12 protein-coding genes are annotated in these 12626 nt (G+C 57.9%); 5 read left to right on the forward strand and 7 right to left on the reverse strand.

Annotation, left to right across the window (positions count from 1 at the left end):
• Positions 1 to 8 precede the first annotated feature (8 nt).
• From IMCC20628_RS15830 to IMCC20628_RS15845, 4 genes are all read right to left on the reverse strand, one after another.
• Entirely contained in the window at positions 9 to 809 is an 801-nt protein-coding gene (locus tag IMCC20628_RS15830; RefSeq protein ID WP_047031023.1) for an FAD binding domain-containing protein, read from the reverse strand.
• Positions 810 to 832: 23 nt separating this feature from the next.
• Complete coding sequence (locus IMCC20628_RS15835; RefSeq protein ID WP_047031024.1) at positions 833 to 1276, reverse strand: SRPBCC family protein; 444 nt, start codon at positions 1274 to 1276, stop codon at positions 833 to 835.
• Positions 1277 to 1357: 81 nt separating this feature from the next.
• Positions 1358 to 2215 (reverse strand): AraC family transcriptional regulator, encoded by an 858-nt coding sequence (locus tag IMCC20628_RS15840; protein WP_047031025.1) that lies wholly within the window; start codon positions 2213 to 2215, stop codon positions 1358 to 1360.
• Positions 2216 to 2515: 300 nt separating this feature from the next.
• On the reverse strand, positions 2516 to 4213 hold the full coding sequence (locus tag IMCC20628_RS15845; protein WP_052766460.1) for a sulfatase-like hydrolase/transferase: 1698 nt from the start codon (positions 4211 to 4213) through the stop codon (positions 2516 to 2518).
• A 14-nt stretch (positions 4214 to 4227) separates the two neighbouring features.
• Between IMCC20628_RS15845 and IMCC20628_RS25165 the strand changes: the two genes are divergently transcribed.
• Genes IMCC20628_RS25165 through IMCC20628_RS15875 form a run of 5 tightly spaced genes read left to right on the forward strand, consistent with a single transcriptional unit; the run spans position 4228 to position 8861 of the window.
• Positions 4228 to 4713 (forward strand): hypothetical protein, encoded by a 486-nt coding sequence (locus tag IMCC20628_RS25165; RefSeq protein ID WP_156174536.1) that lies wholly within the window; start codon positions 4228 to 4230, stop codon positions 4711 to 4713.
• A gap of 30 nt (positions 4714 to 4743) precedes the next feature.
• Positions 4744 to 5004 (forward strand): hypothetical protein, encoded by a 261-nt coding sequence (locus IMCC20628_RS25170; protein WP_156174537.1) that lies wholly within the window; start codon positions 4744 to 4746, stop codon positions 5002 to 5004.
• 58 nt (positions 5005 to 5062) lie between these two features.
• Positions 5063 to 6436 (forward strand): aspartate aminotransferase family protein, encoded by a 1374-nt coding sequence (locus IMCC20628_RS15855; RefSeq protein WP_047032649.1) that lies wholly within the window; start codon positions 5063 to 5065, stop codon positions 6434 to 6436.
• Positions 6437 to 6464: 28 nt separating this feature from the next.
• Positions 6465 to 7955 carry a M81 family metallopeptidase gene (locus IMCC20628_RS24315; protein ID WP_052766461.1) on the forward strand — a complete coding sequence of 497 codons (1491 nt, stop codon included), beginning with the start codon at positions 6465 to 6467 and terminating at the stop codon, positions 7953 to 7955.
• Positions 7956 to 7985: 30 nt separating this feature from the next.
• Entirely contained in the window at positions 7986 to 8861 is an 876-nt protein-coding gene (locus IMCC20628_RS15875; protein ID WP_052766462.1) for a MurR/RpiR family transcriptional regulator, read from the forward strand.
• Between the two features lie 295 nt (positions 8862 to 9156).
• Here IMCC20628_RS15875 and IMCC20628_RS15880 read toward each other — a convergent pair whose 3' ends face one another.
• The 3 genes from IMCC20628_RS15880 to IMCC20628_RS15890 all read right to left on the reverse strand — a co-directional run bounded on the left by IMCC20628_RS15880 (position 9157) and on the right by IMCC20628_RS15890 (position 12625).
• Complete coding sequence (locus tag IMCC20628_RS15880) at positions 9157 to 10134, reverse strand: 2-dehydropantoate 2-reductase (protein ID WP_047031029.1); 978 nt, start codon at positions 10132 to 10134, stop codon at positions 9157 to 9159.
• Between the two features lie 128 nt (positions 10135 to 10262).
• Complete coding sequence (locus IMCC20628_RS15885) at positions 10263 to 11798, reverse strand: acyl--CoA ligase (protein WP_047031030.1); 1536 nt, start codon at positions 11796 to 11798, stop codon at positions 10263 to 10265.
• Positions 11799 to 11872: 74 nt separating this feature from the next.
• Positions 11873 to 12625 (reverse strand): ABC transporter permease subunit, encoded by a 753-nt coding sequence (locus tag IMCC20628_RS15890; protein WP_047031031.1) that lies wholly within the window; start codon positions 12623 to 12625, stop codon positions 11873 to 11875.
• Between the last annotated feature and the right edge of the window lies 1 nt (position 12626).

A 12626-nucleotide genomic window follows, 5' to 3' on the forward strand; every position in this document is an offset into this window, starting at 1 on the left:
CCTTTGTCTCAGTCGAGCAGCAACCTGCCGAAATGCACCGGCAGAACCTCGCCCCGGTACCAGGCGCTGCCGATCGCGTCGGTCATCGGATCCGTCCCCGCCCCGATGACGCCGATGGCTTCAGCGATTCCGTCTTTTGTAAGCTTCGCCCCTGACAAGGCCTTTTCGGCGGAGATCGCCCGCATCGGCCGGTCAGCCATGCAGCCCAGCGCAATCCGCGCCGATTTGACCGTGCCGTTTGCATCGGTTTCAATCACCGCTGCGAGGCTGAGAACCGACACACCCTTGGGCTTGACCCGAGAGACCTTTAGGAACCGGAAGCTGTCTTCCGCCGGGATCGTGAAGCTCACGGCGATAACGATGCCGCGCTCAGTGAGATCATCGCGGCTGGCGAGAAAGGCATCGACATCCATGTCACCGTCGGAACAATGGACCGTGGCGTCGAGCGCCAGAAGCGCCACGGCGAAATCGCCATAGGGGGCGGCGGCAAACAGATTGCCGCCGACAGTTGCCATGTTGCGAATGGCCGGTCCGCCGACAGCCTTCGCAGCCCGGCTGATCATTGCAAGATCTTTGCATCGGGCGACCGCGGCCATCGTCACCGAAGCGCCGATGCGCACCCAGCCATCCGAAACGTCGATGCCGGACATGACCGGGTCGGTGGTCCGGACATAACCAGTGGTGGCAATGTCTCCCTCATTGACCGCCCGCACCACCAGGGTGCCGCCGCCGAGATACCGGGCGCCGCCCTGTTTCAGGGCAGCCGAGACCTCCTTGGCCGATGCAAATGTAGTCAGAGCAAGCGACATGGCGACACTCCTTCAGGCCTTGGTCATGATTTCGAGGTGAAATGCTCCTGCAGCGCATTGAAGCCGCCCTGGAACACATTGGCGCCCATGCCGGCGGCCAGCTCGTCGGCTTTTTCTGCCGGCGCGTCGAAGGTTGCGGTCCACTCCGCATAGGTCCGGTCGCCATCAGTGACGCGGCGCAATTGCAGCGTGGCGCTGTGACTGCTGATCGGCTGCGGCGTTTCCACAATCGCGTAGCTGGTCAGAAACTCATCATCGGAGAAGGCGGTCAGCTGCTCGCGCAGCTTGGGGCCGCTGGCCAAGGTGAAATTGCGGATACAGCCGATTTCAGTGGCCGGCTTGCCATCTTCGATGTGACTTTCAACCATCCGTGGATGCCAGCTTGGCAATCCGTTGAAATCGCGAATACGTGCCCAGACTTTTTCCACGGGCGCGTCGATGATGCTGGAAATGGTTACAGTCGTCATTGATAGAAGTCCTCACGAGTTCAACAGGTCTTAACTGTAAGACGGTCAAACTGGCGGTGCTTATCAATGCGTCTTGACGGTTTATCTCTCAGTCGGAAAAACGGCAGGCCAGTCGATACGAGCCGCTGCGGCCTTGCGATACTGGATCGGCGGGACCCCGACATGATCCCTGAAAAAGCGCGAAAAATTGCCTTGAGTGGTGAAGCCAAGATTGCAGGCAACGGAAATGAGCGAATCCTGCGAGCCCTGCAATTGACGCCGCGCCTCCTCCATCCGCAGCGTGTTCCAGTAGACATTGGGTGTCAGCCGGGTCTGTTCCTTGAACAGCGAAAAGAAATGCGCCCGAGAAAGCCCGACATTGCGCGCCAGTTCGTCAAAGCAGATCCGTTCGCAGATATTGAGCTTCATCAATTCGATTGCCTTGCGGACACGGAAATCGAGCAGGCTGGATTGAGAGCGCAGCGGGCGCAGCCGCAATGATTGCGGACGCGCCACATCGAGAAGACTGTCAAGCAACCGCTCCATTTCATAATCGACAAGATCATCAATATTGGCATCATCATAAAGCAGTTCGAAAATCTGCATGGCCGCGCGATAGAGCCAGAGATCCATCGGGATTGTCGGCCGGGCAAACAAGGCGGCCCCTGCCGGCAGATCATAGCGCCGCCGGGCCCAGTCAGGGTCGATGTAGAACGCCAAGAACAGACCCGCTTCATCTTCACTGGACATGGAGTGGCTGTGCGGCTCGAACGAATTGACGGCTGCCGCGATACCGGGTCCGAGCGTGACCGCCTCGTCTCCGATCATCATCGCGCCTGAGGCGCCCTCGAGCCAGATGATGATGTGCGCCTCGGTATGGGCATGGGTGACCAGATCGCTGGAAACGGTGAGCACGGAAACATGCCCGAACTCGCCCCGAAAGAGCTTGATCGATGACATTGGCTATTCCTCCCGAAGCGGCATCCTCCTGCGCTTCTGGGTGAAATCTTGGGCTGCACGAATGCTTCCGTCAAGAGGTCGATGATTGTTAGCGGTTAACGAGGCAACAGCGACAGGCCAAACCTGCCCAGCAATTCAGCCAAATCGCCAGCTCCAAATGCTTTTCAGTTATCTGCCTTTGCCGCCGTCAGATTGGCTTTGCATATTCATACAAGCAGGCCGTACAAGTCGACTTTGTGAGCGAACCAGCAGTTCCAATTACCAGGTCACCACACGCAGAATTTCGTTACGGTGCGCAGCCTATTCGACAGATAGAAAATTCGATGCAATGCGTTTTTGCAGGTGCCGGTCCACTGCAGCCCGATCCGCGCAGAAATGCAGCTTGCCTTCGCATCGGTCCCTGAGTGCTGCAAGGTCAGCGAACATGGGAGATTTGGCCATTCCCGCTGCTTCCAGCAAAGACACCCCCAAATATCCGATATCGAGGTTGGCATAATCAAACGGACCCATATCGAGTTCAATTCCCATGCCGTGAACGGTATAATAGGTCTGGTAGGCCGATGATGTCAGCTCGTCGATAGCAAAATCCGGATACAAATGATGGACCAGCTCACGCGTGGCAAATGATTGATGGTCGCCAAATTCCAACACAATGGAAGGGTGATCTTTGCTCTCAGCCTCAGCTTGGCCGAGATACCATTCGAAATCTTTCTGGGACTGAGCAACCCGCCGCACATATTCGTCGAGTTCAAAGATACCGCTCTCGCCGGAGATTTCTGAATCAGAGTCAGCCAAATGGTCCGAATAGGGCGAATGCGCGAACATGGTTTGTACTTCGAGAAACAGCGGTCTGCCGTCCGTTTTCCGATGCTCTTCAATGAACGCTCGGGCAGCTTCGAAATAGAACCGGTCGTGGTGGGCGTATTGGGTGGCTCCGATGCGATTGAAATCGAGAACTTCGTCAAAACCGATCGACTCGAGAAACGGCCCTTCGTTGACAAAACCATGATCCATCGGCATCAGCACCGCGGTTCTGTATCCGCAACGGGACAATTCCGTTGCAAGAGATTGATGGATTTTACCTTCCATCGCGGTGGTGAGATAGGGAGCCCGCCATCCGAAATCGAGGCTGGAAAGCCCTGTCATCAACGAAAAGTTTGAGATCCAGGTGCCGCCGCCGAAGGTTTCCACACGGAGGGCCCGGTGTTTTCCATCTGCCGATTTGAACTGCTGGGAAAACTGCTGGTCGATGCCGTATTGGTTGAGACGACTGAGATCGGTTTGGCTTTCACTGAGAACGACAAACAGATCGGGCTTCGGTCCCGTTGTTTCGCACGGGCCGGCAGAGGCGAAAGGCGCGACCGCCGGCATGTCTGTGAAGCGATCGGCGATACCTCTTCCTATAGCTGCATCCCTGAGGTCGAGGAAGGAGACGAAAAATGCCGAGGCATTGAAGCCGCCGAGATAGTGAAAATACCGCGGCTCGTCTTCTGCCAGCGGATAACTGACCGGGATCAGCGCAAAGGTGATGACCACGAGGGAACCTCGCTTCAGAACAGTCATCCCGTTCTTTCCGTCCCAAATGAAGATGAGAGAAAGCACGATGAGGGAGCAGAGCATGAGCCCGGCGATCGGCACGATATAAGCCGCAAACCCATCGAGAAGGAAAGCAAAGGCTTTTGGATCGGTTCCGGTGAAAACGAAGTCGTAGATGTGAAGATCAAACCCCTTGGTCCGGTATTTCAGCACCGAGGAGATGGATATCAGGGTTGTCACCACAAGTGCGGTGTAGATGGAAAAATAGATACGCCGGCTCAAGAGGAAAAGTAACGTGGCTATGCCCAGAACCGAGAGCATTACAAACGGCATGTGTTTAACTGCCTGCTCAAGAGCATATAGAAATCCTGTGCAGGCAAGTGTTGCTACGATCGCCGTCACCGGATTGAGGATCAACGCCGAGACCCTGTCAATCAACGTTTCACTGTTTGCTTTCGTCATGTGACCGTCTCCGCTTGCAATCGCGCAAGTGCGCATTCTTTGCCCGACAGTTCAAACGCAATGATATTTTAACCTTAACAGGCAGAGCGTCGGCCAACGGCCTGAAGCGAAGCTGTCGGGCAGAAGAACAAAGCGCACCAAATTTCCCGATGCGTCTGTCAAGGCCAGGATTTTGGTGGTCCTGCCACCCTTTGATCGGCGATGCCTGGTTTCGGGGCCCCTTTTGCGCCCTACCCGTGGCGATGAACTTTGATGATGGTGGCGTCAACCATGGCGCAGTCGATGTCCGAACCGCCGGAACACTTCGAAAATCTAATGAAAACATCGACATCGACCCAATCGCGATGCCATTTCAACGCTCGGCGATTGAAGCCGAAGTGTCCCCACAAAAAGCATTCTTCGGAAACCGACAGAACTCCATGAGCGGCGTACTGGCGATGCCTGCCGGACACCTCTGCCGAACTTCTCTGAGACAGAGCACGGATAGTCAAAACCCTTGACAATGGCCGGTAAAATGAATGTTTTATAGAATGAAAAACGCACGCATCTGTTTTACAATGGCCTCCTGTCATATGGGGAAACTTACCACTCATGATTGCCATGGCTCCTGCTCCGCGGTGGACATTGGAGGGCTGAAAAGAGCATTGACCAAGACAAGGTTCTGCGCTGATCCGCAGCATCCATGCCTTGCCGCTGATACCTCTATGCCGATCGAGGTCCAGACGTTGGCCGCAATGACCTATCTCGCGCAGGCCCTTGCCGTGAGCCAAGTCATTCATCTGCTGGAATGAAAAATGGATGTCACAAGGGCGCGCGCATGAAGCACAGATGCCGGACGGAGAGACCAGAATGAAAAACAGTTTTCATAATCGCACTGCGGAGGCTCTGAAGGCAGCCGATCTGACGCATCACCTGCACCCGTTCACCGATCACCGCGCCCTTGCCGCCGAGGGCGGGCCGCGCATCATCACCCATGGCGAGGGCGTCTACCTGTGGGACACAGAAGGGCGCCGGCTGCTGGATGGCATGGGTGGTCTGTGGTGCGTCAATATCGGCTATGGCCGTAAGGAGTTGGGCGAAGTGGCGCATCGCCAGATGGATCAGCTGGCCTTTTACAACACCTTCTTCAAGACCTCGCACGAACCAGTGATCGAACTGTCGGAACGTCTGGCCGCCCTGACGCCCGAAGGTATAAACGACTTCTTCTATGCCAATTCCGGGTCCGAGGCGAATGACACCGCCTTGCGGCTGGTGCGCGGCTATTGGGCGGCTGAGGGCAAGCCCGAGCGCCAGGTCATTATCAGCCGAGAATTTGCTTATCACGGATCGACCGTCGCAGGAGCCAGCCTTTGTGGCCTTCCGTCGATGCATGATGTGCCCAGCCTGCCTATCCCCGGCATTGTCCATGCGGATGGCCCCTATGCGTGGCACGCCGGGCGCGATCAGCACGATCCCGTTTATGGAGTCGAGGCTGCCGATGCCGTCGAGACCAAGATCCTTGAGGTCGGCCCCGAAAACGTCGCCGCCTTCATCGGTGAGCCTGTTATGGGTGCAGGCGGCGTAATTACCCCGCCGCCCGGCTATTGGGCCCGTGTGCAGGAAATTTGCCGCAAATATGATATCCTGCTTATCGTGGATGAGGTGATCTGCGGATTTGGCCGGACCGGCGAATGGTTCGGGTCCCATACATACGACATTCAGCCCGATATCATCTGCATGGCCAAGGGGATGAGCAGCGGTTACCAGCCGATTTCGGCGGTCGGCGTGGGCGCACGAGTGGCTGATGCGCTGCGTGGGCGTGCGGGTGTTCTGCCGCATGGCTTCACCTATTCCGGCCATCCCGTAGCCTGCGCCGTTGCACTGGAAAACATCGATATCATCGAGCGCGAAGGGATCGTCGAACATGTGCGCGACACCGTCGGTCCCTGCATGGGCGACAGACTTGGCCGTCTTACCGCACATCCGCTGGTGGGCGAGGTGCGCGGCGTTGGCGGGATGTGGGCGCTGGACCTAACCGCCGACAAGGCCACGCGGGCGCCGTTCGATCCGCTGGGCTCGGTTGCGACGCAGGTGCGCAACCTCTGTTTCGAGCGCGGCCTTGCCACGCGCGCGGTGCGCGAAGGGCTGGTGTTTTCGCCGCCGCTGATCATAACCGAGCCACAAATCGACGAGTTGGCCGGTATCTTGATGAGCTGTCTGGATGACGTGGCAGCGACGCTCTGATGCGCGTGCAGGGCAAGGAGAGACAAGCATGAAGATCGGGATCGCACGGCTCTGGCACGAGGCCAACTCATTTACCACAGGCACGGTCGGGCTGGAGCATTTCCAGGGGCGCGAATATGCACGCGGTGCGGATGCGGCTCAGCGCTTCCGCGGCACCACGGTTGAAACTGGCGGCGCTTTCGAATGGGCGGACCGGACAGGCGCGGAACTGGCATTCTCAAGGCTCGCGGCTTCTGCCCCTGGGGGGCAGGTAGAGCAGGACCTGCTGGACGCACTGACGGATGAGATCGTGGACGATCCCATTTTCGACGATGTGGACGGCATATACCTGTCGATGCACGGCTCCTGCATCGGCACGGTTGACGCGTCGCCCGAAACCACGCTGATCACGCGGCTGCGCGCGCGCTTTCCCAAGCTGCCGATTACGGCATCCTTTGACATGCACTGCATCCCTACTCAGGAGATTTGTGCTGCACTGGATGGTGTAACAGTTTACCGCGAATACCCGCACACGGACATGCCGCAATCCGCAATCCGCGCGCTGAACCTGCTGGCCGATCTGATTGAACGCGGCGCACGGGGCCAGGTGGTTCTGGCCTGTTGCGACCTGATCCTTCCAAGCTTCAACATGCGGACCGATGAGCCCGGCCCGATGGCCGAGATCGAGGATCTGGCGCAGCGGCTGGAGATCGAACAGGCTTCTGCAGGGCATCCTCTGGCCATCTACCCCTACGCCAGCTTCGCCTATGCCGATGTGGCAGCCGCCAATTCAGGTGTGATGGTCAGCATGAATACACATGATGACCCAGCGGCCTTGCAGGCGGCGCAGGGCGTGGCCCGGCGTGTAGTGGATGAAATGCTGGCGCGCAAAGCCCGCTTTCGCCCTGATTTGCCAAGCGCAAAGAGCCTGCTGGCGCAAGCCCCGTGGCGCGATGGTCGCCGCTGGGCGATCCTCGAGCCGTCCGATAATCCCATGTCAGGCGGCAACGGCGACACGACCGGCCTTTTGTCCGCAGCACTTGCGGCCGATCTGCCCGATGGCACCGTCTTTGCCTTCATCAGCGACCCCGGCGCGGTCGACCGCGCCCGCCATGCGGGCGTGGGCGCGTCCCTGACGCTGGATCTTGGCGGCAGGCAAGACGCCAGATTCGGCAGTCCGGTCCGGGTCAACGGCATCGTGGAAAAGCTGACTGACGGGAGATTCGTCAATTCCGGCCCGATGGAACATGGCATTTCAGTAGCCCTCGGCCCCACCGCGCTGCTGAAGGTCGGGCCGATGCGGATCATCATTACCAGCCACGTCTATTCGCCAAATGATCCCGGCTATTTTCATCTGCACGAGATCGAAGCCACGGAAATCCCGTTGTTGCTGGCCAAGGCCAAGAACCACATCCGTGCCTCCTTCGGGCGTAGCTTTGACGTATTTGCGCAGGTGGAAACGCCTGGGCCTGCGATGGCCGATACCACGCAATTGCCGTTCCGGCATATTCCGCCCCGGCGGTTGAATCTGGAGATCTGAAATACGAAAGTTACACAGGATACCACTTTCATGACCCTGGCCGAGCTTCATGCCCGTATCATGGACAGCCTACCGGACATGCCCCGCCAAGTGGCGCTGGCCGCGCGATATGTGGTGGATCATCCCGACGACGTGCCGCTGATCTCTATGCGTGATCTGGCGTCGCGGGCAGGTGTATCGCCGGCCACGCTTCTACGCCTCACCCAGACGCTGGGTTTCGGAAACTGGGGCGATTTTCGGATACTGCATGTCAATCATCTGCGCCAGGCCCCGATCCCCTATACCGAACGCGCCAAGCGCGCGCTGTCCAGGAATGGGGTCGATGCACTGGTGGCCGAGTGTTTCAGTGCCTCCCGCGCCAACCTGGATCAATCCGAATGGGCCAACCCGCCCGAGGTGTTCGCCCGCGCCGCCTCGCATCTGGTCCGGGCCGATCGGGTATTCATCTCTGCCTTCATGAGCTGCCGGGGGCCGGGCATGACATTCGCCTATCTCTGCCGGATGCTGCGCAACAATGTCGCTCTTCTTGGAGCCGAAGCAACCTCACTCGGCGTTGATCTGGCGCTGCTGCGACCCGGCGACCTGGTCCTGTCGATCAATTTCAATCCTTATGGGCGGGAAATTCACCAGATCGCTCGTGCTGTCGAGTCAACAGGCGCCACGCTGATATGCATGTCGGACAGCCGTGCTACGCCGCTCACACGGTTTGCGGCAGAAACATTGATCTTTCCGGTTGACGGGCCATCCTTTTTTCCATCCATCGTCGCTGCCCAAGCGCTGGTCGAGGCGCTGATCGCTGCTGTGCTGACGGAACTTGGCTCCGATGCTACCGCACGCATCGGCCATATCGAAAAAGCTCTTTATGATAGCGGTACATACGCCGACCCCCACAAATGGAACTCATGACCTGAGCGACATTTTCAACCGCTGCGCCCAGAGCCGTACGGGTATAGGACGCGTGTGTCTTCGGCACCAAAAGCAGGGGTTATCTGGATGCGTCGGGGCGATTGAATGAACAGAACCAGATACCGTGACTCTGGCCAAGGGGCTGAGCGGTGGCTATCTGCCCATAGGGACAGGTGCCGCCGCATCGGTTTCGCAAGCTGGCAGAAGCAGAGCGGACCAGTCGGCGCTGTACCGTATTGCGGGAATTTGCCGATTTGCCAAAGGCGACCCAGCTTGAAGAGATCAGCGCAGATATTTACGGGTACAGGCCGGCGACCCTTGCCCTGAGCTGCGTCAGTCCGAGGACGGTATCGATAATGGGCGTGGGGGTCTGGGTGATCTGGCCCAACTCCTGAACAGAACGAACCAGAGCATCAATTTCCATCGGGCGGCCGGCATCGAGATCCTGCAGCATCGAGGTTTTATGCGCGCCAACGGCAGCCCCGCCATCGATGCGCCGGTCGACGTCGACTGGAAATTTGACGCCAAGCTTTTCCGCGATGATCTGGGCTTCGAGCATCATGTTGCGCGCAACCTGCCGCGTTCCCGCATCCGTGCACAACACATCAAGTGTGGCATGCGTCAGCGCCGAAATCGGATTGAACGACAGATTGCCCCAGAGTTTTGTCCAGATTTCGTCGCGAAGCTTTGGACGCACCGGCGCCTTGAGCCCCGCTTCGGTGAGTGCTTTGGACAATGCAAGCACGCGTTCGGATTTGGAACCATCCGGCTCCCCGAGCGAAAACCGGTTTCCCTCGATGTGCTTTACAATTCCGGGCTCAATGACTTCCGCGGCCGGATAAACCACGCAACCCAGGACATTGTCGGGGCCAAACCCATCCCATTGCGCACCGTCCGGATCGACGCTTTCAAGGCGTGTGCCTTCCAGCGGCCCGCCGATTTTGTGAAAGTACCACCAGGGCACACCGTTGACGCCGCTGACAATCGTCGTGTTTTCGCCAATCAGTGGCTTCATCCTGCCCACGACTGCCGGAACAGAATGCGCTTTCAGCGTTACGATCACATAATCTTGTGGCCCCAGATCGGCAGGATTGTCGCTGACAGTGACAGCCACATTGGTCGTGCCACTTTCCTCGATCAGAGTAAGCCCGTTTTTGCGCATCGCAGCCAAATGAGGCCCACGGGCGACGAGACTGACGTCCGCACCTGCATGAGCCAGTTTTGCACCCACATAGCCGCCAATTGCACCGGCGCCAAAAATACAAATCTTCATCAGGTTTGCCCTAACCCCTAGAGCGCCGTGCGTCCAATTGGACGCACAAAGGTCGCTCTACCTCTGTGATTCTAGAGCATCTTGTCTGCAAACCGGCGATTTCGCCGGATTGCAGGATGCTCTGGTCGTCATGCTGATGTGACCAGGCCCAGTTTTTGAGCGAGCCCGATGCGCTGCATCTTGCCGGTCGCCCCTTTGGGAATCTCATCGAGGATGAGCACTTTGCGTGGGACCTTGAAATCAGCCATTCGTGTTGCGGCAAAATCGCGAATGTCGCGCTCAGTTGCCTCCATGCCTTCTCTCAACACCACCGCTGCCGCCACTTCTTCACCCAGCTTCGGATGCGGCAAAGCAAAAGTCACAACCTGCGCAACAGCCGGATGATCCATCAAAACGCCATCGACCTCCAGCGGGCTGATCTTCTCACCGCCGCGATTGATGATTTCCTTGAGACGACCGGTCAGTCGCAAATATCCCTCATCGTCAAGCAAACCGCGATCCCCGGTGCGGAACCAGCGTTTGCCTTCGGCAACGAAGAAACTTGACTGGTTGGCTTCATCGTTGCTTTCGTAGCCGAGCGTCACATTCGGACCGGAGATAACAACTTCACCCGCATCATTGATCAGGGTGTTTTCAAGTTCGGCGGCAATTCGTACCAAGGGTCCGGCAGCGATGCCGACCGAACCTGGTTTTTGAGCTCGTGGTGGCAGCGGGTTGCAGGTCATTTGATGAGCTGCTTCCGTCATCCCATAGGCTTCAATCACAGGCGCGTTGAACGTGGCGACGAGTTCCCCCATCACCTGAGCGGGAAGGGAAGCCGACGAAGACCGCAAAAAGCGTAGCGGAACGTTCTTGATGACATCTTCGTTCCGCGACGCACGGGTCAGCAAGGCCTGATGCATGGTTGGTACAGCCGTGTACCATGTGGGACGGGCATCCTTCATCCACCCGAAAAAGCGCAATGCGTCAAAACCCGGCGCGCACCAGATGGAAGCTCCCGCTGCCAAAGATGCAGTGACCGCAGCAATCAACCCGTGAATGTGGAAAAGCGGCATGACATTCATGCACCGATCATCCCGCGTGAGCTGCAAGGTTTCCTTGATGTGCTCAGCCGACGCAACGACATTGGATTGCATCAGCGGCACGATCTTGGGGCGTGATGTGGTGCCTGACGTGTGAAGGATCAGCGCGATGTCATCGTGACTTGGTTGCCTCACATCGGCACTCGACGACATCTCACCGTCCGGCTCCAAAGTGAAATGGCCTGCTGGCGCGGACGCATCGGTTTTCAACCTTAGAATGGAGATGCCATTCGCCCTCGCCGCCGCGACCGAGGGGCCCTCGTCCCCTTCCAGCACGACCAAAGCCTTGGCTTTCAGGTCATCCAGATAGAAGACATATTCCTCCTCGCGATAGGCCGGGTTTAGCGGCGCGGTGACTGCTGCCTGGGCAATCGTGATAAAAGCTGTCGCCATTTCCGGGCCGTTTGGCAGGACAATGGCGACGCGGTCCTTTGCTCCAATACCCAGGCCGTTCAGCGTGCGGCCGACACTGGCCGCGAGATCGCGCAAACCGCCATAGGTGAGCCATTCGCGATCAGGTGCACCAATGGCGAGAAGGGTTTCATCATGGTCTGCAATGAGTGCTTTGAGGGTACCGCTCATCTTGCTCTTTCTTGCTATTGCCCGGCCCGGACGGGAATTCCAATCCGGCCTCCGGCGTTTTATCGCTTGGTGCTCTAGCGCGAGGCAGCGTAGTAGGACACGCGCCGCTCCAGATAGGCCAGGAATTCAGACATTGTGAACGCGACGGCGAACAACACGATCAGCACCGCCCAGAAGTGTTTCATCATGAAGTTGTTGGAGTAGAGCTCAAACAAGGCGCCGAACCCGACAATCGAAATCAACAACTGGCCGATGATGACACCCTTGACCGCGCGGATCACGCCGATACGCACACCGCCCAAGATCTCGGGCAAGGCCGCCCAGAAGTAGATCTTGAAGAACGCATCCATCGGCGTCGCGCCGAAGCTTCTCGCCATATCGACCAGAGATCGGTTGATCTGCTTCACACCGGCACGCGAATTCAGGATGATGATCCAGATTGCAAACAGGGTTGTCGTGATGATGATCGACTTCATACCAAACCCGAACAGAACCATCAAAACCGGAACGAGCGCGGTGAGCGGTGCGCTCAGAAAGATGTTCACCCATGGCAGGATCAATTCATCGAGCAAGCGGCTTTTACCGATCAGGATGCCGACCGGAATGCCGATGATGACGGCGAAGAATACGCCGGCAAAAAACGCATAGGCAGTTTCATACATCGCCTTGAGGAAAGCCGGCGTGCCGATCACCTCAAACAGCGTGATGAGAACATCTGACAGGGGTGGAATGAAGAATGTCCAACCTGTCCGCCCGACAATTTCCCACAGCAGCGCCCATAGCAGCAGTGAAGACATTCCCGGCAGTCTGTATCCAAATACCGTCATG

This window comes from Hoeflea sp. IMCC20628, assembly GCF_001011155.1.
In the GTDB taxonomy this organism is placed as follows: domain Bacteria; phylum Pseudomonadota; class Alphaproteobacteria; order Rhizobiales; family Rhizobiaceae; genus Hoeflea.

Coding starts and splice junctions, on each gene's coding strand:
- IMCC20628_RS15830 (WP_047031023.1), bottom strand. CDS start 809: ATGTCGCTTGCTCTGACTACATTTGCATCGGCCAAGGAGGTCTCGGCT.
- IMCC20628_RS15835 (WP_047031024.1), bottom strand. CDS start 1,276: ATGACGACTGTAACCATTTCCAGCATCATCGACGCGCCCGTGGAAAAA.
- IMCC20628_RS15840 (WP_047031025.1), bottom strand. CDS start 2,215: ATGTCATCGATCAAGCTCTTTCGGGGCGAGTTCGGGCATGTTTCCGTG.
- IMCC20628_RS15845 (WP_052766460.1), bottom strand. CDS start 4,213: ATGACGAAAGCAAACAGTGAAACGTTGATTGACAGGGTCTCGGCGTTG.
- IMCC20628_RS25170 (WP_156174537.1), top strand. CDS start 4,744: ATGAAAAACGCACGCATCTGTTTTACAATGGCCTCCTGTCATATGGGG.
- IMCC20628_RS15855 (WP_047032649.1), top strand. CDS start 5,063: ATGAAAAACAGTTTTCATAATCGCACTGCGGAGGCTCTGAAGGCAGCC.
- IMCC20628_RS24315 (WP_052766461.1), top strand. CDS start 6,465: ATGAAGATCGGGATCGCACGGCTCTGGCACGAGGCCAACTCATTTACC.
- IMCC20628_RS15875 (WP_052766462.1), top strand. CDS start 7,986: ATGACCCTGGCCGAGCTTCATGCCCGTATCATGGACAGCCTACCGGAC.
- IMCC20628_RS15880 (WP_047031029.1), bottom strand. CDS start 10,134: ATGAAGATTTGTATTTTTGGCGCCGGTGCAATTGGCGGCTATGTGGGT.
- IMCC20628_RS15885 (WP_047031030.1), bottom strand. CDS start 11,798: ATGAGCGGTACCCTCAAAGCACTCATTGCAGACCATGATGAAACCCTT.
- IMCC20628_RS15890 (WP_047031031.1), bottom strand. CDS start 12,625: ATGACGGTATTTGGATACAGACTGCCGGGAATGTCTTCACTGCTGCTA.